This window comes from Pseudarthrobacter oxydans (genome assembly GCF_034258515.1).
In the GTDB taxonomy this organism is placed as follows: domain Bacteria; phylum Actinomycetota; class Actinomycetes; order Actinomycetales; family Micrococcaceae; genus Arthrobacter.
This window is the reverse complement of record NZ_CP139438.1, coordinates 2,735,843-2,757,007: the sequence shown is the minus strand read 5'-3', so window position 1 is coordinate 2,757,007 and position 21,165 is coordinate 2,735,843. Positions and strand designations below refer to the sequence as shown.

Annotated in this window: 17 protein-coding genes and 2 tRNA genes; 8 read left to right on the top strand and 11 right to left on the bottom strand. The window is 66.5% G+C overall.

Going from position 1 to position 21,165, the window contains the following annotated elements; all coding sequences use genetic code 11:
• Positions 1–17: 17 nt before the first annotated feature.
• Positions 18–1,448 (bottom strand): amino acid permease, encoded by a 1,431-nt coding sequence (locus SMD14_RS12430; protein WP_157241861.1) that lies wholly within the window; start codon positions 1,446–1,448, stop codon positions 18–20.
• A 244-nt stretch (positions 1,449–1,692) separates the two neighbouring features.
• Between SMD14_RS12430 and SMD14_RS12425 the strand changes: the two genes are divergently transcribed.
• From SMD14_RS12425 to SMD14_RS12405, 5 genes are read left to right on the top strand one after another with little or no spacing between them, the layout of a single operon-like run.
• Entirely contained in the window at positions 1,693–2,403 is a 711-nt protein-coding gene (locus SMD14_RS12425) for an NrtR DNA-binding winged helix domain-containing protein (RefSeq protein ID WP_104998334.1), read from the top strand.
• A complete protein-coding gene (gene nadA / locus SMD14_RS12420) occupies positions 2,400–3,704 on the top strand; it encodes a quinolinate synthase NadA (protein ID WP_321213834.1) in 1,305 nt (434 codons plus the stop codon). The genes SMD14_RS12425 and nadA overlap by 4 nt, the downstream gene beginning before the upstream one ends.
• Positions 3,704–5,512, top strand: coding sequence for an L-aspartate oxidase (gene nadB, locus SMD14_RS12415; RefSeq protein ID WP_321213833.1), 1,809 nt, complete (start codon positions 3,704–3,706; stop codon positions 5,510–5,512). Before nadA ends, nadB begins: the two co-directional genes overlap by 1 nt.
• Positions 5,505–6,392, top strand: coding sequence for a carboxylating nicotinate-nucleotide diphosphorylase (gene nadC, locus SMD14_RS12410; RefSeq protein ID WP_197432490.1), 888 nt, complete (start codon positions 5,505–5,507; stop codon positions 6,390–6,392). Before nadB ends, nadC begins: the two co-directional genes overlap by 8 nt.
• A gap of 7 nt (positions 6,393–6,399) precedes the next feature.
• On the top strand, positions 6,400–7,554 hold the full coding sequence (locus tag SMD14_RS12405) for a cysteine desulfurase family protein (RefSeq protein WP_157241864.1): 1,155 nt from the start codon (positions 6,400–6,402) through the stop codon (positions 7,552–7,554).
• A 28-nt stretch (positions 7,555–7,582) separates the two neighbouring features.
• On the opposite strand, the gene SMD14_RS12400 is transcribed toward SMD14_RS12405, so the two are convergent.
• The gene (locus SMD14_RS12400; protein ID WP_157241865.1) at positions 7,583–8,242 is read right to left on the bottom strand and encodes a DUF1684 domain-containing protein; all 660 of its coding nucleotides are present in this window, start codon (positions 8,240–8,242) and stop codon (positions 7,583–7,585) included.
• Positions 8,243–8,386: 144 nt separating this feature from the next.
• Here SMD14_RS12400 and SMD14_RS12395 point away from each other — a divergent pair, with 144 nt between their 5' ends.
• Both SMD14_RS12395 and SMD14_RS12390 read left to right on the top strand, forming a co-directional pair.
• Positions 8,387–9,199 (top strand): hypothetical protein, encoded by an 813-nt coding sequence (locus SMD14_RS12395; RefSeq protein ID WP_197432491.1) that lies wholly within the window; start codon positions 8,387–8,389, stop codon positions 9,197–9,199.
• A 74-nt stretch (positions 9,200–9,273) separates the two neighbouring features.
• Positions 9,274–10,080, top strand: coding sequence for a transglutaminase family protein (locus tag SMD14_RS12390; protein WP_157241866.1), 807 nt, complete (start codon positions 9,274–9,276; stop codon positions 10,078–10,080).
• On the opposite strand, the gene SMD14_RS12385 is transcribed toward SMD14_RS12390, so the two are convergent.
• The 8 genes from SMD14_RS12385 to bcp all read right to left on the bottom strand — a co-directional run bounded on the left by SMD14_RS12385 (position 10,077) and on the right by bcp (position 20,136).
• Complete coding sequence (locus SMD14_RS12385) at positions 10,077–10,559, bottom strand: MarR family winged helix-turn-helix transcriptional regulator (RefSeq protein ID WP_157241867.1); 483 nt, start codon at positions 10,557–10,559, stop codon at positions 10,077–10,079. The two genes, SMD14_RS12390 and SMD14_RS12385, sit on opposite strands and share 4 nt — an antisense overlap.
• A complete protein-coding gene (locus SMD14_RS12380; protein WP_157241868.1) occupies positions 10,559–11,668 on the bottom strand; it encodes an LLM class flavin-dependent oxidoreductase in 1,110 nt (369 codons plus the stop codon). The genes SMD14_RS12385 and SMD14_RS12380 overlap by 1 nt, the downstream gene beginning before the upstream one ends.
• Before the next feature lie 126 nt (positions 11,669–11,794).
• Positions 11,795–15,028 carry an efflux RND transporter permease subunit gene (locus SMD14_RS12375; RefSeq protein WP_321213832.1) on the bottom strand — a complete coding sequence of 1,078 codons (3,234 nt, stop codon included), beginning with the start codon at positions 15,026–15,028 and terminating at the stop codon, positions 11,795–11,797.
• Between the two features lie 69 nt (positions 15,029–15,097).
• Positions 15,098–16,600, bottom strand: coding sequence for a malate:quinone oxidoreductase (locus SMD14_RS12370; RefSeq protein ID WP_321213831.1), 1,503 nt, complete (start codon positions 16,598–16,600; stop codon positions 15,098–15,100).
• A gap of 79 nt (positions 16,601–16,679) precedes the next feature.
• The gene (locus SMD14_RS12365) at positions 16,680–18,350 is read right to left on the bottom strand and encodes an ABC transporter substrate-binding protein (protein ID WP_321213830.1); all 1,671 of its coding nucleotides are present in this window, start codon (positions 18,348–18,350) and stop codon (positions 16,680–16,682) included.
• A 211-nt stretch (positions 18,351–18,561) separates the two neighbouring features.
• Positions 18,562–19,236 (bottom strand): fasciclin domain-containing protein, encoded by a 675-nt coding sequence (locus SMD14_RS12360; RefSeq protein WP_321213829.1) that lies wholly within the window; start codon positions 19,234–19,236, stop codon positions 18,562–18,564.
• Between the two features lie 245 nt (positions 19,237–19,481).
• Positions 19,482–19,563 (bottom strand) — tRNA-Leu (locus SMD14_RS12355).
• A gap of 99 nt (positions 19,564–19,662) precedes the next feature.
• On the bottom strand, positions 19,663–20,136 hold the full coding sequence (bcp, locus tag SMD14_RS12350) for a thioredoxin-dependent thiol peroxidase (RefSeq protein ID WP_157241872.1): 474 nt from the start codon (positions 20,134–20,136) through the stop codon (positions 19,663–19,665).
• A 95-nt stretch (positions 20,137–20,231) separates the two neighbouring features.
• Between bcp and SMD14_RS12345 the strand changes: the two genes are divergently transcribed.
• Positions 20,232–20,690, top strand: coding sequence for a MarR family winged helix-turn-helix transcriptional regulator (locus tag SMD14_RS12345; RefSeq protein ID WP_157243103.1), 459 nt, complete (start codon positions 20,232–20,234; stop codon positions 20,688–20,690).
• Between the two features lie 220 nt (positions 20,691–20,910).
• On the opposite strand, the gene SMD14_RS12340 is transcribed toward SMD14_RS12345, so the two are convergent.
• Positions 20,911–20,983, bottom strand: a tRNA-Lys gene (locus tag SMD14_RS12340).
• Positions 20,984–21,165 lie beyond the last annotated feature (182 nt).

Here is a 21,165-nt window from a genome sequence, read left to right as displayed (position 1 = left end):
ACCTCGTGCTACTGGTTTTACTCTACCTGCCGGCCGCCCGGCTGTTTCCCCTCACCGGCGGCAGCCTCCGGGCGGCGGGTCCGGGCGGTGAGCCGGGCGCCCGCCGCGCAGGCCAGGGCAATCCCGGCGATAAGGGCAAAGGTGCTGAAGAGCTGGAGGCGGCTCTCTTCCGCGCTGAACCCCACAGCGAAAATGACGGCCAGCAGGACAAGTCCCAGGATGGTCAGCCCGGGGAAACCCTTCATCCGAAGGGGCAGCGGAATTCCTGCCCGGTCCGCCCGCCGCCGCAGGATCAGCTGGGAGACGAGGGCGCTTCCCCAGACCACCAGGCAGGTGGAGCCCACCAGCTGGAACAGGGCCGGAAGGATCCGTTCGGGGAACAGCAGCTCCAGGACGGTGGCGATGAAACCGAAGGCGACCGATACCCCCACCGCGAGCATGGGGACGTTGGCGCCGCCCAGGCGGGTGAGGATGCGGGGCGCTGCGGAGCGCTGTGCGAGGGAGTAGGCCATCCGGGACGCCCCGTAGAGATTGGCGTTCAGTGCGGAGAGGAGTGCGACGACGGCCACCAGGGTGATCGCCGTTCCGGCGCCGGGGATTCGCGCCGCGTCCAGCACGCCGGCGAAGGGTGAGGCGAGGCTTTCCGAGGTGGCCGGAAGGACGGCGGCGATGACGAACACGGAGCCGATATAGAACACCAGGATGCGCCAGACAACAGTGCGGATGGCCTTGGCCACGCTCCGCTCCGGATCCTGTGTTTCGGCCGCGGCAACGGACACAATCTCCGTCCCGCCGAACGCGAAGATGACCACGAAGAGTGCGGACGCAATGCCGCCCAGGCCCTGCGGCGCAAAGTCGCCGGTGATATTGGACAGTCCGGGTGATGTGACGGGCAGCAGGCCCAGGAGGAGGACGGCACCCACGGCCAGGAACAGCACGATCGCGGCAACTTTGAGGATGGCGAACCAGAACTCGAACTCGCCGAAGTTCCGGGCCCCCGCGAGGTTGATGCCGGTAAAAACCACCATGAACACCAGTGCCAGCGCCCACACTGGAATGACCGGCCAGACGGAGAAGAGGAGTGCGGCTGCCCCCAGCGCTTCGGCGGCGATCACCACCACGAGCTGGAGCCACCAGAGCCAGCCGATCGTGGCGCCGGCCGTCTTCCCCAAAGCGCGTTCCGCGTAAACGGAGAAGGCGCCGCTGTTGGGGTTCGCGGCAGCCATTTCGCCCAGGGCCCACATGACCAGGATGATCAGGGTGCCGGCCACCAGGTAGGAAATGAGGACGGCGGGGCCGGCGGCCTGCACTCCCGCGCCCGAGCCCAGGAACAGGCCGGCGCCGATGGCGCTGCCGAGCCCCATCATGGTCAGCTGCCGGGGCTTCATGCTGTGGGGAGGATGCGCGGGCTTTCCGGTGGGCCGGGCTGTGGTGGACTTCATCGTCATGTGCCGTGAACCTTCTTGGGGTTTGGATGGTGCCGCCTTGTGGGACCTCTTGAATTTACCGTTTACGGTCCCGCAGCGGAATTTGATGCCCCCGGGCGGCGGGAACCCCGGGACGGCAAACTTCCGAAATAGTTGGCGTTTATGGAGCGGCAGGCCGTAGAATTAGTTTTGGTCAAAATGACCATAACTCAGTCGGGCGCCTTTGCGGAGGGCGAGCCCCTGGTCCCCGGAAAGGCGGTGGGACATGTACTCCAGTTCTGCCAACGTCTCCGAGCGCCAGGCCGCGCCGCCGTCGCTGGCCATCTCCACGGTCATCTTCGCGCTCCGCCCCAGTGAAAAATCCGGGCGCCCTACGCTCTGGCTGCCGCTGGTGCGAAGGATCCGGGAACCCTTCAAAGGACTATGGGCGCTGCCGGGCGGCCCGCTGAGCCACGCGGAGTCGCTCCAGGACGCGGCCTCACGGAACCTGAGGGAGACAACAGGACTTGCCCCCAGCTACCTGGAGCAGTTGTACGCGTTCGGCGGGCTTCACCGCTCACCCACCCAGCGCGTGGTTTCGATCGTCTACTGGGCCCTGGTCCAGCCGACCGAAGCCGCGCTCGCGGATGAGTCCGAGAACGTCCGGTGGTTCCGTGCGGACCGCCTTGGCGAACTCGCCTTTGACCACAACGCGATCGTGGACTACGCGTTGTGGCGGCTGCGCAACAAGTTGGCCTACGGCTCCGTGGCCTACCACCTGCTGGGGGAATACTTCACCCTTGCCCAGGTGCGGGAGGTTTACGAAGCCGTCCTGGACCGCGAGTTGGATCCGGCGAACTTCCGCAGGCAGCTCAAGTCCACCCCCGAAATAGAGGAAACGGGCGAGTACCTCCAGGGCGGCAAGCACCGTCCACCGCGCCTCTACCGCTTTACCGGCCGGCCCGGCCTTGACCCAGACAACAGGAGCACACCATGAGCAGCGTCAACACGGCAATCCAGCTGATCACGCGCGAGCAGGCCGAAAACGGCGCCACCGCAAAGGGCAGCACCTGCAGCCCGGCCCTGGCCAAGGGCCCCTGGGACTACGACCTTGCCGAGGCGCTCACCGGCGTTCCCGCCTACGGCCCGGGTGCCTCCAGTGCGGACGTGGCTCCCGCCGCCACCCCCCGCCAGGGCCAGCTGCCCGAGGAATACAAACTGGCCAGCGACGCCGAGCTGGGCGAAAGGATCCTGGCCGCGAAGGCTGCGCTGGGGGACCGGGCCGTCATCCTGGGGCACTTCTACCAGCGCGATGAAGTGATCCAGTACGCCGACTTCGTGGGCGACTCCTTCCAGCTGGCCAACGCCGCACTCACCCGTCCGGACGCAGAGGCGATCGTTTTCTGTGGCGTCCACTTCATGGCCGAAACCGCTGACATCCTCTCCGCCCCCGGGCAGGCCGTCGTCCTGCCCAACCTGGCGGCCGGCTGCTCCATGGCGGACATGGCCGACGCCGACTCCGTGGCTGAGTGCTGGGAGCAGCTTGAGGAGATTTACGGCACGGAGCCCGACGCCGAGGGCCGGGTTCCGGTCATCCCCGTCACCTACATGAATTCCTCCGCCGCGCTGAAGGCCTTCTGCGGCGAGCGCGGCGGCATCGTCTGCACCTCCTCCAACGCCAGGACGGTCCTTGAGTGGGCGTTCCAGCGCGCCCGGCGGGTGCTGTTCTTCCCGGACCAGCACCTGGGCCGCAACACTGCCAAGGCCCTGGGCGTGCCGCTGGAGCAGATGCCCATGTGGAATCCGCGCAAGGACCTGGGCGGCAACGACGAGCAGGCGCTGCTCGATTCCCGCGTCATCCTGTGGCACGGGTTCTGCTCGGTGCACAAGCGCTTCACCGTGGCCCAGATCGAGAAAGCCCGCGCCGACTTCCCCGGCGTCCAGGTGATCGTGCACCCGGAGTGCCCCATGGAGGTGGTGGACGCTGCCGATTCGGCCGGCTCCACCGACTTCATCAGGAAGGCCATCGCCGCGGCCACGGAACCCACCACTTTTGCCATCGGCACAGAGATCAACATGGTGAACCGGCTTGCCGCCGAATACCCGCAGCACACCATCTTCTGCCTGGATCCCGTGATCTGCCCCTGCTCCACCATGTACCGCATCCACCCGGGCTACCTTGCCTGGGTGCTGGAGGAACTGGTGGCCGGGCGGATCGTCAACCGGATCACGGTGGCGGACTCCGTCCAGGACCATGCACGGACCGCGCTCGAGCGCATGCTCGCCGCCAGGCCATAATGTCCGCCGCGCCCATTGTGCCCGGCACGCGCCGGCGGCTGGTCGTCGTCGGCAGCGGTATTGCCGGACTTTACGCCGCACTGCTGGCGGCCGACGCCGGGGCAGACGTGGTGCTGCTGAGCAAGGGCCAGCTTTGCGAGAGCAACACCTGGTACGCCCAGGGCGGCATCTCAGCCGTGCTGGACGAGCCCACCCCCGGGGACACCGTTGCGGCCCACATTGCCGACACCCTCCAGGCAGGTGCGGGACACTGCAACGAAGAGGCAGTCCGGCTCATGTGCACGGAGGCCCGCAGGGACATTGCCGGGCTGGAACGGTTCGGCGTGGTCTTTGATCCCGGTACAGACGGCGGCCCGGCATTGGGGCTGGAAGCCGCCCATTCCGCCCCGCGGATCCTGCACGCGGGCGGCGACGCCACAGGCGCGAAGGTGGCCGCGGCCCTGATCCGTGCAGTGCTGGCCCGGCAGGCAGGCGGTTCCCTGGCACTTCATACCGGCGCCCACGCCACAGCCCTCCGGCAAACGGACGGCCACGTCAAGGGCGTCGAGTTCCTGCAGGACGGCCGGACACTCACACTGCGCGGGGACGCCGTGCTGCTCGCCACCGGCGGAGCAGGCCAGTTGTTTGCCCAGACCACCAACCCCGCGGTGGCCACCGCCGACGGCCTTGCGCTCGCCGTCCGCAGCGGGGCAGCAGTGTCCGACCTGGAATTCTTCCAGTTCCACCCCACCTGCCTGGTGCCCGGCGCCGGCACCCCGGGCCCGGGCACCGCCCGCGGGCTGGACCAGGATCCGCTCCTCATCTCCGAAGCCGTCCGCGGCGAAGGAGCCGTCCTCGTCGATGGCAACGGGAAGCGATTCATGCGGGCCTACCACCCCGGCGCCGAACTCGCCCCCCGCGACGTGGTCTCCCGCAGCATTGCCCTGCACCTTGCCAAGCTCGGCGATCCCAACGGCCACGTCTACCTCGACGCACGCGTCATTGAGCAAGCCAAGGGTCCCGGATTCCTGGCGAAGCGGTTCCCCACCCTCACGCAGAGGACCCTCGACGCCGGCATCGACTGGACCCGCGAACTCGTTCCGGTGGCACCCGCGGCCCACTACTGGATGGGCGGAGTCCTTACCGACCTCCACGGCCGCACCACTGTTCCAGGACTGTATGCGGCCGGGGAAGTTGCGTGCACCGGGGTCCAAGGGGCAAACCGGCTGGCCAGCAACTCCCTCCTGGAGGGACTCGTCTTCGGCCGCCGCGCTGTTGAACACTTCCTGGCAGGTGACGACGGCGGTGCGCCCCCTCGGGGCACCGATGCTCCGCGTGCTGCCTCGGCCGCGGGCGGCCTCCCCTTGACGCACGCTTCCGCACCGCTGCCCCGAGAAACTATGGACGCCGGCACCTTCCCTGCTGTTTTAGTAGGCGAGCCGGCCGCATCAGCTGCTCCGGGTGGGAGCCGGCCGTCCAACTTCGGTGGGGGGAGTGAGCCGTTCTCCCGTGAGGCCCTGCGCCGGATGATGACTGCCAAGGCCGGGGTGCTTCGCTCCGGGGAGCTGCTCCGGGAAGCGGGGGACACCCTGGGGCGGTGGGCCGCCGTCGTTCGTCCCGGCACTGTTGCCCCTTCTGCGGACGCCCGACTGCATGAGGACCGGAACCTGCTCCTGGCAGCGCAGCTCCTGGTGGCTGCGGCCCAGGAACGCCAGGAGTCCTTGGGCGCCCATTACCGCAGCGATTGCCCGGAGGATGCTTCCGGCATCAGGGAAGAATTCGACACCACGTACCCGAACCGCCCGAAAGTGAGCATCCTCCATGACTGAAACAACCCTGCTTGACCTGGCGCTGCCGTCGGCGCCGGTGCGGGAGATCCTGGAGCGCGCCTTCGCCGAAGACGCTCCGGCGGGGGACATCACCTCCCAGCTGCTCATCCCCGCCGAAGCCCGCGCCACCGCCGTGCTGAACGCCCGCGTGCCCGGCGTCTTCAGCGGCGCCACCGTGTTCCGAGACGCCATGCTGCTGGTGGACCCGGACACGGACGTGGAACTGCTGCGGGGGGACGGCGACAGGTTCGACGCCGGCACGCACCTCGCGAGGGTCAGCGGACGGGCCCGCTCGGTACTGCTTGCCGAACGCGTGGCCCTCAACCTGGTCCAGCGGATGTCCGCGATCGCCACCAGGACCGCGGAATTCGTCGAGCTCACCGAAGGGACGCCCGCCCGCATTACCGACACCCGCAAGACCACCCCAGGACTGCGGATCCTGGAGCGCTTCGCGGTGCGCTGCGGGGGAGGCGCCAACCACCGGTACAGCCTGTCGGACGCGGTTCTCGCCAAGGACAACCACCTGGCCGTCATGACCGGAGGGGACCCCGCCAGGCTCACGGGACTGCTCCTGGCCGCCAAGGCGCAGCTGGGGCACACCACGCACTTCGAGGTCGAGGTGGACCGGATGGACCAGATCGAACCTGTCCTGGCGGCAGGCGTGGACACCATCATGCTGGACAACTTCACCGTGGAGGAGCTGCGCGCCGGCGTTGCCCTGGTTGCAGGCCGGGCACGGGTGGAGGCCAGCGGCAACGTCAACCTCACCACCGTCGCGGGAATTGCCGCCACGGGGGTGGACGTCATCTCCGTTGGCGCGCTCACCCACACGGTGGCCGCGCTGGACCTCGGCCTGGACGTGGAACTGACGGCCGGGTGAATACACCATGATCTTCCTTGATGCTGCCGCCACCACCCCGGTCCGCCGCGAGGTCCTGGACGCCATGTGGCCCTACCTGACCGGCGAGTTCGGAAACCCCTCCAGCCACCACACCCTGGGCGAGGCTGCTGCCAGGGCGCTCGCGGATGCAAGGGCCTCGGTGGCAGCGGTCCTGGGCTGCCGGCCCGGTGAGGTCACCTTCACCTCCGGCGGCACCGAAGCGGACAACCTGGCCGTTAAAGGCATTGCCCTGGCGCGGCAGGCAGCCGACCCCGCGCTGAACCGGGTGGTGATCAGCGGCGTCGAACACCCGGCCGTTGAGGAGTCCGCACGGTACCTGGCACGCTTCCACGCCTTCGAGGTTGACGTGGTGCCGGTGGACGGGACCGGGCAGGTCACTCCCGAGGCGCTCCTCGCAGTACTGCGCCCGGAAACCGCGCTGGTCAGCATCATGTACGCCAACAATGAAGTGGGGACGGTCCAGCCGGTCGCCGAACTGGCCGCCGCAGCACACAGCCATGGGGTTCCCTTCCATACGGATGCAGTGCAGGCGGCGGGCTGGCTGCCCCTTGACACCAGGGCGCTGGGCGTTGACGCGATGAGCCTTTCGGGCCACAAACTGGGGGCACCCAAGGGCTGCGGGGTGCTCTTCGTCCGCGGCCGCACCAGGATCGAGCCGCTGATCCACGGCGGCGGCCAGGAGCGCGGCCGCCGTTCGGGGACGGAGAACGTTGCAGGTGCCGTGGGGCTGGCCGCCGCGCTGGCACTCGCCCAGGCCGGCCAGGAGGAAGAACGACGGCGGGTGGCCGCCCTGCGGGACAGCTTTATTGACGCCGTGCTCACGGGGGTACCGGGGGCGGTGCTGACCGGGCACCCCGCAGAGCGGCTGCCCTCCGTGGCATCGTTCTGCTTCCCCGGAACCAGCGGCGAATCGGTGCTCCTGGAACTGGAGCGCCAAGGGGTGGTGTGCTCGAGCGGCTCCGCCTGCGCAGCCGGGTCCGATGCGCCGTCGCCGGTCCTCACGGCCATGGGGTTCGAGGCTGAGGTGGCCCAGACAGCGGTCAGGTTCAGCTTTGACGCCGCGGTGGCGGGGGAGGACCTGGCGGTTGCCGCCAAAGCTGTCCGGCAGGCAGTGGCAAGCGTGCGGACCCTCGGCTCCTAGCCGTTACGGATGCCCCCGGTGCGACCTGCTAGTAGAGCTCTCCGACGGGGATATCCACGGCCAGCCGGTTTGACGGGCCCGGCAGGGGGCACGCCCAGGCCTCGTTGTAGGCGCAGGACGGGTTGTAGGCAAAGTTGAAGTCCAGGACAAAGGGGGCATCCGGTCCTGTCCCGTGGACGCCGTGGAAGGCTCCCTTGATGGTGTCCAGGAGGTAGCGGCCTGCCCCGTAGCTTCCGCCGGGCTGGCCTGCGGTCGCGTCGCGGAAGGGCACGAAGATGCCGCCGCCGTAGCCCCGCAGCTTCCACACGGCGAGCTGCCCCATCTCGGGGAGGTCGAACGTGCCCATCCTGACGAAGTTCACCACGCCGTCGGTCCCGGTTTCGATGCTCATTTCCCGTCCGGCACCTTCCTTGGTCAGCGGAACGTGGAAACGGAAAATCGGATCATAGTCCGCAGTCTTCAAGCCCCCGAAGCGTGCTTTCTCCTCGGCAGTCAGCGGGGATGCAGGGTGCGTGGCGAACATGAGGTCCCGCTGGTGGCGCCAATACAGATGCGCTTCCGCCGGACTCTCGGCCGAGACTTTGCGGACATTGGCGTACAGGCCAAAGGTCCGGAGGCGCCAGTCGGCGATGTCGACGGCGGAAATGTCCGCCAAATCTTCTTCGGCCGTGCCGTGGTGGGCTTCCATAAGCACCAGCCTAGTCCCCGGCGCCGGAGTTGCGCGTCCGACGACGACACGCATCCCTGCCATACGGCTTCCGCGCATCGGCGCAGGCCGAAACACCGTCCGGGGAAAGGACCCGACGCTGCCGCGTCCCGTTAGGCTGGCTGCATGGAAGGCATGGCAACATCAAGGGCCCTGGCGGGCGCATCAGTGCTCGTGGCCGGCGCGCTCCTGGCAGGATGCTCCACACCGTCAAACAGCGGGCCGGGATGGACAGCGGAGCCTGGCGGGCCGGGCACCGCGGCCGCCTCCACCGCGCCGGCGGAAGCATCAGCGTCAGCAACGGCCTCCGGAAGCGCCAAGCCCGGTGCCACGGAGTCCGCTACGGCCGGGCCCGTGGCCACGGCTTCCGCCTGGAAAACCTTCTCGGACCCTGCAAAGAGCGTGAGTTTCGAGCTGCCGCAGGAGTGGATAGCGCAGTCGGTGGCCCCGGAGGAGGGTGCCCTGCCCGGGGCCTTGAAGGTCGAGGTGAAGAAGCCCGACGGCACCTTCATGGCGGCACTGCGGACGGGACTCCCGCCGTCGTCCGCTGAATGTCCGCAGGACGCGCGGCGGCCCTACACCGTGATCAGCAGCGTGCCGTCGGACATGAAAGCCGAAGGCGGGGAGGGGACCATTCCGCCCAGGGTTGTGTTCAGGGTGATCCAGGGGTACCGGTACTTCGGCTCGTACGGGGTCACGAACCTTGTGGGCGGGGCGGACGGCCAGGCCTGCGAACTGCGCAACGTCATCCGGGGCCCGGCCGGCAAGGGGGACTACTCCTTCGGTGACCTGGTAGCCGTCAGGGCATTCGCGCCAGACGAAAAAGTGGCACCCGCCAAGGCATTCGACACTCTTGGCCAGGCCGCACAGTACGTCGGTGACAGCAGCGACTTCGCCAACGTCCAGCGGATGCTAATGTCTCTGGAGATCAAGAACTAGTCCCCGTTCCCGGCCCACATCAACGGCCGCGACAACCGGCGACTTCCTTCCACTGCCGACACCCCCGGAGAGTCATGGAACGCACTGTTTCCGCACGCCTGGTTTTCAGGACCACAGCCAACACCAAGGTGGCCATGGCCATAGCCGCGGCGAGGAACGACGGCTATTCCTCGTTTGAGGAGAGCCTGTCCATCACAGCCGGCGGCCGGCAGGTTCCCGTGGCCGAGGTGCCGGACCACCACGGCGGCAGGCTGCAGTACATGGAGTTCACCGACCCGGCCGAAGTGACCGTGGAATACTCCGCGACGGTGGGGGGGAAGGCACTGCCCGAGGAAACCGGGCTGGCCGACCGGATCCGGTACGTCCGGCCCAGCCGCTACGCGGAATCTGACCGCCTGTTGCCCACCGCGTATGCCGAGTTCGAAGGACTCTGCGACGGCGAACTGCTGCTCGCCGTCCGGAACTGGGTGAACGGGGAACTCCGGTACATGAGCGGCTCCTCCCGCGGCACGGACGGTGCGGTGGAGACACTCCTCAGCCGCCGCGGGGTGTGCCGCGACTTTGCGCACCTGGCCATTGCGCTGCTGAGGTCCAAGGACATACCCGCACGCCTGGCGGCCGTGTACGCCCCCGGCCTGAGCCCCATGGACTTCCACGCCGTGGCCGAAGCATACGTGGAAGGCGCATGGCACGTCATCGATCCCACCGGGCTGGCCCCGCGGGAGTCGATGCTGCGGATCACGGCGGGCAGGGACTCGGCCGACACGGCGTTCCTGTCCACGGTGGGCGGAAGCCTGACGCTGAACCAGATGCAGGTCACCGCCGTGGTCAACGGAGACCTCCCGGTTGAGGATCCCGCCCGGCTGGTGGCGCTGGGCTAGCCCGGTTCCTGCCGGGGCGGGCGCGGTCCCAGGGAGCTCCTGAGCTTGGTGGTGAGCCTTGTCAGTTCCTTCTGCTCAGCCGGTGTCAGGGCGGGACCCAGGACGGCGGAGATATCGCGCACGTGCTCGCGCCCGATCTCCTTCTGAAGCTCCCGCCCCTCGTCAGTCAGCTTCAGGAGCACGCCACGGCCATCCTCCGGTGCCGGCATCCTGGCCACGAGCCCGCGCTTCTCCAGCCGCTCCACCAGGCGGCTCAGGCTGGACTGGCTCAGCAGGACGTTGTCATTGAGCTCGTTGAGCCGCAGCCAGCCTGACGGGCAGCGGGACAGCGTGAACAGGACGTCGTACTCGTTCACCGCGAGCTTCCGGAACGCAGGCCCGGACTGCAGCTTGCGCATCACCGCCACCTGGGCCCGGAACAGCGACTCCCAGGTCTCTGCTGCGAGGCGGACCGGCGATTCAGGAGCCTTGCCTGCCATCACGCCTCCGCAGCAGACTTCTCGGCATCCTGCGCTGCCAGCAGCGCGGCAACCCGGCCGGCGTGCGTGGGCGGCTCAGGAATGTGCGCGGGCTTGCGGGCGGCGTATTCCTTGCGCAGGACGGGCAGGACTTCCTCGCCGAACAGGTCCAGCTGCTCCAGCACCGTCTTCAGCGGCAGGCCGGCGTGGTCGATCAGGAACAGCTGCCGCTGGTAGTCGCCGAAGTACTCCCGGAACGTCAGCGTCTTTTCGATGACCTCCTGCGGGCTGCCGACGGTCAGCGGCGTCTGGGAGGTGAAGTCCTCCAGTGACGGGCCGTGCCCGTACACAGGGGCATTGTCGAAGTAGGGGCGGAACTCCTTGACGGCGTCCTGGGAGTTCTTCCGCATGAAGAACTGGCCGCCCAGGCCCACAATCGCCTGGTCCGCCTTGCCGTGGCCGTAGTGCTCGTAGCGCTCCCGGTAGAGGCCGATCAGCTGCTGGTAGTGCTCCTTGGGCCAGAAGATGTTGTTGGCGAAGAAGCCGTCCCCGAAGTAGGCCGCCACTTCCGCGATCTGCGGCGTGCGGATGGAACCGTGCCACACGAAGGGAGCGACGCCGTCAAGCGGGCGGGGCGTCGACGTAAAGTTCTGCAGCGGGGTCCGGAACTTGCCGGACCAGTTGACGGTGTCCTCGTCCCAGAGCTTGCGCAGCAGGCTGTAGTTCTCGATGGCCAGCTCCACGCCGTCCTGGATGTTCTTGCCGAACCACGGGTACACCGGCGCGGTGTTGCCGCGGCCCAGGACCAGGTCCACCCGGCCGTCGGCCAGGTGCTGGAGCATCGCGAAGTCCTCGGCGATCTTGACCGGGTCGTTGGTGGTGATCAGCGTGGTCGCCGTTGAAAGGGTGATCCGCTCGGTCTGGGCGGCGATGTAGGCAAGGGTGGTGGTGGGGGAGGAGGAGAAGAACGGCCGGTTGTGGTGCTCGCCCAGGGCGTAGACATCCATCCCGATTTCCTCCACCTTTTTGGCGATGGCCACCGAGGCCTTGATGCGTTCGTTCTCGGTGGGGGTCCGGCCCGTCGTGGGGTCCGTGGTGATGTCGCTGACGCTGAAAACACCGATCTGCATGATGTGCCTTTCCGTTCCTGGACTGCTGGCTTGTTCCCAGTGTAGTCCAATTTAGATGCATTTGCATCTATCGACGGGTACAACGCGTCCTGCGGGAAAATATTCCGGGCCTGCCGTCGGCCCTGCCTATTCGGGGCTTCCGGGTGCAGCGCGCCTGCCGCTGGTTTTCCGCACCATGCCGGTGGTCCAGTCCCGGAACTCCTCATCGACGTCAGCCCCGGGGCCGAATTCCGGCCTCGCCTGCAGTTCCCGGAGCAGGGCCTTCCTCTCGCGCCGGCCCTCCACCAGCCTGTACAGGACAGGCACCAGGACCAGGGTGAGGGCCGTGGAGGAGATGAGCCCTCCGATGACCACCACAGCCAGGGGCTGCGAGATAAAGCCGCCGCCGCCCGTGAGGCCCAGCGCCATGGGGGTGAGGGCGAACACGGTTGCAAGGGCTGTCATCAGGATGGGACGCAGGCGCTGGCGCGACCCGTGCGTGATCGCGTCCGCAACGTTCATGCCCGGCCGTCCGTCGCGCGGCTGCCGGTACTGGTTGATGAGGTCGATGAGCACGATCGCGTTGGTGACCACAATGCCCACCAGCATGAGCATGCCGATCAACGAAGGCAGTCCCAGCGGGACCCCGGTGACCAGGAGCAGTGCGACGGCCCCGGTGGCCGCGAACGGCACCGAGACCAGGAGGATCAGCGGCTGGATGAGCGACTTGAAGGTGGCCACCATGATGACGTAGACGATGGCGATTGCCGCCAGCAGCGCGAGCCCGAGCTGCTGGAAGGACTCCTGCTGCTGGGTGGTGGCACCGCCGATTTCGGCAGTGACGCCCGCCGGCAGCTGTACTTCTTCGAGCCGTTTCTGGACCTCCGCGTTGACGGCGCCCAGGTTGGAGCCCGACGGCGTCACGGAGATCCGCGCTGTGCGCTGGCCGTTGCTGGCGGTGATGGATACAGGGACGTCCACCTGTTCAACCGCGGCGATGGTGCCGAGCGTGACAGGGCCCCCGGCTGCCGGCAGGGAAATTTGCCGGACGGCGTCGATGCTGGTGAACCTGGTGCCTTTGCCAATCCGGACCGGGAAGTCATCCGTGTCGATCCGGACGGTTCCGGCGGGGATGGGGCTGATGGTGGATGCGAGCACGCCCGCAACCTGTTCCTCGTTGAGCCCGGCGGCGACGGTCTTCGCCCGGTCAACCTTGACCTGGACCACCGGCTGGCTTGCCGCGAGGTTGGTTGCCACCTCGCTGGTGCCCGGTACGCCGGTCATCGCCGAAACCATCGTGTCGCTGGCCTCGCGGAGGTCGGCGGTGGTGGCGGCCTTGAGCGTGATGTCCACCGTGGACGATGTGCCGAAGCCGCCCTGTTGGGTGCCCACCGAGACCTTCCCGGAATCGGGGACCTTTGCCAGTTCGCTCCGCACCGTCTCCTGCAGCCGTGCCTGGTTCGCCTTTTCGTCCGTGACCACCGTGAACGTGGAGTTCGAGGACCCGGTGGAGGTGAGCGCGGCGAACCCGGCCTGCGCGTTGCCGGACGTCACCTGGACGTCCTTCACGCCGTCGATGCCTCGAAGGACTTCTTCCAGCCGGACGGCCGCTGCGCTGGTGTCGGCCAAACTGGTTCCGGCGGGCAGTACCTGGCGGACCGTGAGGCTGTTCTGGCCCGAGTTACCCAGGAGGTTCGTGGCCAGCAGGGGCGTCATGGCCGCCGTTGCGCCAAGCACCAGGACGGCGGCAACAAGGGTGAGCACCGGATGCTTCTGGGTTTTGGTGAGGATGGGCAGGTACCCGCGCTGGAGCCTGCTCCGCTGTTCCGCTTCCAGCGCCCGTTCCCGCACCTCGTCCGCGTTGCGGCGGGCAGCTGCTGAACCTGCCGCAGCCGCACCGGCCGCGGCGCCGGTGTTCTTCAGGAACCAGTACGCCAGCACCGGGACGATGGTCAGCGAAACCAGCAGGGATGCAAGCAGCGCCATGGTGACCGTGAGGGCAAACGGCCTGAACAGCTCGCCCGCGAGCTCACCCACGAAGGCAATGGGGAGGAAGACCGCAACGGTGGTGAGCGTGGATGCGGTAATGGCCCCCGCCACCTCCCTGATGGCGGTCAGGATGGCGGTGACCTTGTCTTCGCCGTAGCTCAGGTGCCGCTTGATGTTTTCAATGACCACAATGGAGTCGTCCACCACCCGGCCGATGGCGATGGTGAGCGCGCCGAGCGTCAGGATGTTCAGGGAATATCCGGTGGCGGACAGGCCGATAAAGGTGATCAGCAGCGAGAGCGGGATGGAGACTGCCGTGACCAGGGTGGAGCGGGTGGACATCAGGAAGACAAGGATGACCGCCACCGCGAAACCCAGCCCCAGCATGCCCTCGGTAGTGAGGTCCTTGATGGATTTTTCGATGAACGGTGCCTGGTCGAACACCGGGGTGAACTTGGCGTTCGAGCCAAGTTCGGCTTCGAGTTCGTCGAGGGTGTCCCGGACTGCGTGCGAAATGCCCACCGTGTCGCCTTCAGGCTTTTTGGTGATGGACACGGCAAGCGTTTCCGAACCGTTGGTCCGGGTGATGGAGGTGCGTTCGTCATCTTTGAGGGCGACGTCCGCCACGGCGCCGATCGTGGCGGCGTTCCTGGCCCCGGCAAGCGGAAGCGCCTTGATGGCGTCCAATGAATCGACCGGGCTGCCGATCTGCAGTGACAGCGTCTTGCCCTGCTCCTCCAGCGTTCCGGCCGGGATCAGCGCACCGTTGTTGGCCATCGCATCCCGGATGGAGGCGATGGTGGCGCCGGATGCCGCCATCGCGTCGGGCCGGGGAAGGATCTCGATGTGCTGGGTAGCGCCGCCTGTCACGTCGGCGCCCCGGACGCCGTCGATCTTCTGCAGGCGGGGCACGCTCAGCCGCTGGAGGTCGGCGTTGAGTTCGCTGAGGCCCTTGTCCGAGGAAACCGCCAGGAAAACGATGGGAAAATCATTGATGCTGCCGGCGAAGGCCTGCGGTTGGACGTCCTCGGGCAGGGTCCGCTTGGCGTTGGAGATGGCCCGGTCAATCTGGTTCCGTGCCCGGTCCAGGTTGGAACCGTACGTGAACACCATGGTGATCTGGGAGACGCCGTTGCGGGACGTGGAGGAGGTGGATTCCAGCCCCTCCACGCCGTTCAGGGCAGTCTCCAGCGGCCCGCTCACCTGCTTGTCCACCACCTCCGGGGAGGCACCCGGCATGGCGGTCAGCACGGTGATCTGCGGGAACTCGATCGACGGGATGAGTTCCTGCTTCAGCGACGACATGGTGATCACGCCAAAGACGGACGCGAAGACAGTCACCAGTGCGATCAGGGCCCGGTTCGCAAGTGAGAGTTGTGCCAGCCGGAACATCGCATGGTCTCCTGAGGGGTTGACTGACGGATACGGACCCGGACGTGCCGGCCGCCGGCCCCGGCAGGGTCAGCGGCTGGCGGAAACGCTCTCCAGCTGAAGCGACTTGGCTGTTGCCTTTTCCAGCTCGACGGCAAGCTCCGGGTTCTCGTCCAGCTTGACCCCGTAGCCGGGCATCATGTCCTTCAGCTTGGACTGCCAGCCCTTGAAGTTCCGCGGGAAGGTCTTCTTCAGCAGTTCGATCATGATAGGGACCGCAGTGGATGCTCCGGGGGACGCGCCCAGGAGCGCGCCGATGGAACCGTCACGGCCGGCGATCACTTCAGTTCCGAACTGGAGGATGCCGCCCTTCTGCGGATCTTTCTTGATGATCTGTACACGCTGGCCGGCGGTGATCAGTTCCCAGTCACCGTCCTTGGCCTCCGGGTAGTACTCACGCAGCGCTTCGACTTTGTCGCCGTGGCGCTTGGCCACTTCCTTGACCAGGTACGCGGTGAGGTCCATGTTGTCCTTCGCCACCGCCAGCATTGGAATGATGTTGCTCGGCCTGATGGACCGCGGAAGATCGAGGTAGGAACCGTTCTTCAGGAAGTTGGTGGAGAACCCGGCATACGGTCCGAACAGCAGCGAACGCTTTCCGTCCACGTACCGGGTGTCAAGGTGGGGCACCGACATGGGCGGCGCGCCCACCGATGCCTGGCCGTAGACCTTGGCACTGTGCTGGGCGGCGATGGTCTCGTCCGTGCAGCGGAAGAACTGCCCGGAGACCGGGAACCCGCCGTAGCCCTTGCTTTCCGGGATGCCCGAAGCCTGCAGCAGGTGCAGGGCGCCGCCGCCGGCACCCACAAACACGAACTTGGCGTGGATCTTGCCGTGCTCGCCTGACTTGGGGTACTTCAGCGAAAGGTCCCAGCCGCCGTCGGACGCCCTGGAGATGCCCGTGACGTCATGGCCGAAGTTGATTTCGACGCCGTTGTTCCCAAGGTAGGTGGTCAGTTCGCGGGTGAGTGCCCCGAAGTCGACGTCGGTGCCCTCTGCGGCGCGGGTAGCGGCGATGCGCTGCTTGGGATCGCGCCCCTTCACGATCAGCGGCGCCCACTTGGCGATCTGGCCGTGGTCCTCGGAGTACTCCATGCTCCGGAACAGGGTGTGGGTCTTGAGTGCCTCGTACCGGGTCCGCAGGAAGCGCGTGTGGTCCTCGCCGATGACGAAGCTCATGTGCGGCACGGTGTTGATGAAGCCCTTGGGAGAGCCGATCAGGTTCCGGTCCACCAAATGGGACCAGAACTGGCGGGACAACTGGAACTGTTCATTGATCTGCAGTGCCTTGGAGGGGTCCACTGAGCCGTCTTTGGCTGCAGGGGAATAGTTGAGTTCGCAGAGGGCAGCGTGGCCGGTGCCGGCGTTGTTCCACGGGCCGGAGCTTTCCAGCCCGGGCTGGTCCAGCCGTTCGAACAGGGAGATGGTCCAGTCCGGCTCCAGCTGCTTGAGGAATGCCCCCAGTGTGGCGCTCATGATGCCGCCGCCAATCAGGACGACGTCGGCATGTGGGGTCTTGGAAATGAAGGTCACGATCAGTCTCCGATTGCAGCGGCTCTGGCTGTCACAGAATATCCCCGGGCAGCGGACATACTGAAATTGGGCCGCTCCGTCAAGGCTTTAGTTGCACCTTCGTGAAAACTTCATTTAAGACCGGCGACGCCGGATAGCTCAGGACACGGTCGGACAGGGCCAGGGCGGAGATGGGGAAGGCGACGGGGACTGCGGGTACGGTCGCCGCAATCTGGGCGTTGATGGTGTGATATTGCTCATCCCGTTCCTTGCCTTCGGGCAACCCGCGCGCCCGGTTGATCTTCGAAAAGACCTGGGGATCATGGTAGCCAAACTCGCCGTTCTTCTCCCCGAAGAGGGGGCCCACGAAATTATCGGCATCGGAGTAGGAGCCGTTCCAGCCCAGGAGATGGAGCGCGTGGTCGCCGGGCGATTGCACCTTCTGCAGGTAGCCGTCGGACCAGTCCACCGGAACCGGCTGGATGTTGAATCCGACGGCGGTGAGCTGGCGGCTGATCTCCGCATAGACCTTCTCGGGCGTGGGCAGGTAGGGGCGGGTGACGTTCAGGGGGTAGTAGAACTTGAGTTCCTCGCCGGCGTACCCGCCCTCCTTCAGGTACTCCTTGGCCTTGGCGGGGTCGTGGCCCAACTCCGGGGCCTCGTTGTTAAAGCCGCTGATCTTGGGCGGGACGAACTGCGTGGCCTTGGCCGTGTTGTCGATGAAGAACCTGCGGATCAGGGTCTCCTTGTCGATCGCCATTTCGATCGCCTGGCGGACCTTCAGGTTCTGGAGCACGGGGACATCCTGGTTGATGCCCACGTACATGACGGAGAAGGGGTCGCGCTGGACGATCTGCTTTCCGCGCTTGACCAGTTGGTCGAAGTTGCCCACCGTTACGGCGTCATAACCGTCGATCTTGCCGTCGAGCAGGGCCTGGAGCCTGGCCTGCGGGTGGTCGTAGGCGACGAAGTTGATGGTGGAAATCTGGCCGCGTTCGCCCCAATAGGACTTGTTGGTGGCCAGCGTCACGCTTCCTTCGTCCCAGGAGGAAAGGCTGAACGGACCGGTTCCCACCGGCTTGGTGCCAAAGGCGGAGACGGGCTGGCCGCCGCGGCTTTGGTCTAGGACGTCGGCCTTGCCCGCGGCGAGGGCGGCAGGGGAGGCCATGGCAAAGGCCGGCAGCGTAAGGGCCTGGAGGAAGGCGGTGAACCGCTGGGTAAGGTCAATCCTCACAGTGTCCGCTGAGAGTGCGGTGCAGCTTTTGAAGATGGAGAGCTCCGGCTCATCCGAATGCGCCTTGAAGACACCCTTGAAGGTTCCGCCCGGAGCCTGCCGCCTCAACTCCGCGGAAAAGGCGAACCAGCGGTTGAAGTTGACGCAGACGGCCTCCGCGTTGAACGGGGTCCCGTCCTGGAAAACGACGTCGGAGCGGAGTTTGAAGGTGTAGGAACGGCCTTCGTTCGATTCAGTCCACTCCGTGGCGAGCAATGGCGTGGGCTTTCCGGTGATTTGGTCCACTCCCACCAGCCCTTCGAGGATCTGGCGGGTAATGCGCTGGGACTCGACATCGTTGGACAGGGCAGGATCCAGGCCCAGGGGCTGGGCAGCAGTTCCAAAATTGAAGGTGGCGGCGGGCTCGGCGGCGGTTGTTGCGCTGGGGGAGTCCGACGACGGCGAGGGGGCGGGGACGGCCGTGCAGGAGGTCACGCCCAACGCCAGGAGGACAGCGCCCGTCTTGATGACTGTCCGCCGCGAAGTACTGCTGGGCACTCGTTTATCACCTCTGGATCTGCCGGAGCCGCCGCGTGCGGACCGAAGCCCAGTCTAATAGACGCCACCTGCAGGTCCCTGGCGCCGCCGGGTGTTCCGGCCCGCGGGGCCGCCGCGGCCTCCGCGGCACAGGGAAGCCGGGGGCCATCCTTTCGGCAGGCCCCCGGCTTCGCTGTTCCCGCGGACGCGTTGGGGTGTCCGCACCTGGTGGTTACTTGGGCATCAGCACCGAGTCGATCAGGTAGACGGTGGCGTTCTTGGTCTGGACGCCGCCGCAGATCACGTTGGCGTTATCAACCTTGAGCTGGTCACCGCTGCCCGTGACAGTAACGGAACCGCCCTGGACCGTAGCGTGGGTGCCGGCGATCTTGTCGGGGGTGATCTGGCCGGGAACCACGTGGTAGGTCAGGATCTTGCTCAGGAGGGCGTCGTCCGTCTTCAGGGTTTCGATGGTGGCGGCATCGATCTTGGCGAAGGCGTCATCCACCGGAGCGAAGACCGTGAACTCGCCGCCGTTCAGCGTGTCCACCAGGTCAACCTTGGGGTTCAGCTTTCCGGAAACGGCCGCGGTGAGGGTTGTCAGGATCGGGTTGTTGGACGCTGCAACCGCCACCGGATCGAGGGCCATGCCTTCAACGGAGCCTGCACCTGAGGGGACCTTTTCGGCGTAGCCCGCGCAGCCCGGGCCAACCAGGTTGGCCGCCGGATCCATGGCCGCAGCGGAGGCGGTGGCGGACGGTGAAGGCGCCATGCTCGTAGCCGCCGGCGATTCCGCGGGAGCGGAGGAGCCGGACGTCGATGCCGAACCGCCACAGGCGGTGAGGCTGAGCAGAGCTGCTGCTGCTACGCCTGCGACGGTGAAGGTTGTGCGCTTGATGGTCTGCATTTCGGTTCTCCTTGGATTGTGGCGTCTGCCCGCCGCGGACACACTGTCGGACGGCGTCGTTCGAATCTTGCTGGTGGGCACCTGCCCTTGGCCGGTGTCTCACTGGGTATTCGGCCGGGGGTGGGACGCGGATGGGTGCATTCCAAGGAGTTTTTCGGCGGCCTGCGAATTTTGCCGTGCATACGCGCAGGTGGCGGGCCGGTTAAACGGAGTGGTCCCCCGGCCACAGCCGGGGGACCATATAGTGCGCAAGGGGGGACTTGAACCCCCACGCCCGAAGGCACAGGAACCTAAATCCTGCGTGTCTGCCAATTTCACCACTCGCGCAGGGCTTCCTGCCGCCGTTTCCCTTCGGCAGGGCCCGACGGCGGATGCCAGTGTCCATTGTAGCGTCGCCACGGCAGGGCCTTGGTTAGCGCCGCATGGTCAGGCGTCGAGGTTAAGGTCCCGCCGCAGCTTGGCAACGTGGCCCGTGGCCCTGACGTTGTACTGGGCCAGCGCAACCTTGCCCTCGGGGTCCACCACGATGGTGGAACGGATCAGTCCCTCGTAGGTCTTGCCGTAGTTCTTCTTCTCGCCCCAGGCACCGTACGCCTCCGCAACGGCATGGTCCGCGTCCGAGAGCAAGGGAAAAGTGAGCTCTTCCTTTGCCGCGAACTTCGCCAGTTTTTCCACCGGATCGGGGGAGATGCCCAGCACGTCGTAGCCGGCCGACTGGAGAGAGGCAAGGTTGTCGCGGAAATCGCACGCCTCCTTGGTGCACCCCGGTGTTGCGGCTGCCGGGTAGAAGTACACAATGGTGTGGCGGCCGGGGCGCCCGGACAAACTGACGTCCGCGCCGGAAGAGTCCTTCAGTGTGAAACCGGGCGCGTCGTCGCCGGTTACGAGTCTGTCAGCCAATGTTTTTCTCCTTTTCGCGGGCGGGACACACCAGCCTAGTAAGGGCAGGGAACCAGTGCTAATCGGCACTTGGCTATACTTGCTGCATGCCTGATATGGATCACTGGCCCACGGGGCGCCTCTTGTCCACTGCTGCGCGCCTCGTTGAACACTCCTGGAATGAAAAACTGGGTGCCATCGGCCTCACCCATGCGGGAGTCATTGCCATCGAGGTTCTCGATGCGCAAGGCCCCATGACCCAGGCGCAGCTTGCGCAATACGTTCGTGTCCAGGCGCAGACTATGGGTAAGACGCTCAGCCGCCTTGAGGCCCACGGACACATCGTCCGCGTCCGCAGCACGTCGGACCGCCGGAGCCATGTGGTGTCCCTCACCGAGCAGGGCAAAGAAGCCGTTAAGGCCGCGGTGGAAATGGAACGGTCGGTGCTGGCGTCAGCCTCAATTGATCCGGACTTGCTGCGTCAGGAACTCCAGGCTGTCGTGCGCGAACTGGCCAGCCAGTTCGCCACAACCCCCAGCTCCGCCAACGGCGCGCTGGTGGAGAACACACCCTAGAAGTAAGACGCCGGACTAGTCGCCGGCGGGCAGGCGTGACTGCGGCCTCCACGGGCTGCGGTCACGCCTTTTTTGTTGCCCGAGGACGGCCCCTGGCCACCGCCGCCACGTCGGCGCCATGCAGGTCCCTCCGCGGCGGCCAGGGGCCGAAACAAGTGGGGACACAACAAAACAGCCTCCTGCTCGCGTTTCCGCGAGCAGGAGGCTGTTTTCCCAATCGTGCACCCCCCGGGACTTGAACCCGGAACCCATTGATTAAGAGTCAATTGCTCTGCCAATTGAGCTAGAGGTGCATCTTTTTGCTGTGATCACCGGGCTTTTCTTTCCCGGTTGATCTCCGCAACGACATGAAACTCTACACGAACTTTTTGCGCATGTGAAATCGGGTGGAAAGCCGGGCCCGCATCGCGGGGGAGGGGGCAGAACCAGCACAAAATCAGGGTTTTTGTTGCCGGGTGGGAGCCGGAATCCGCCC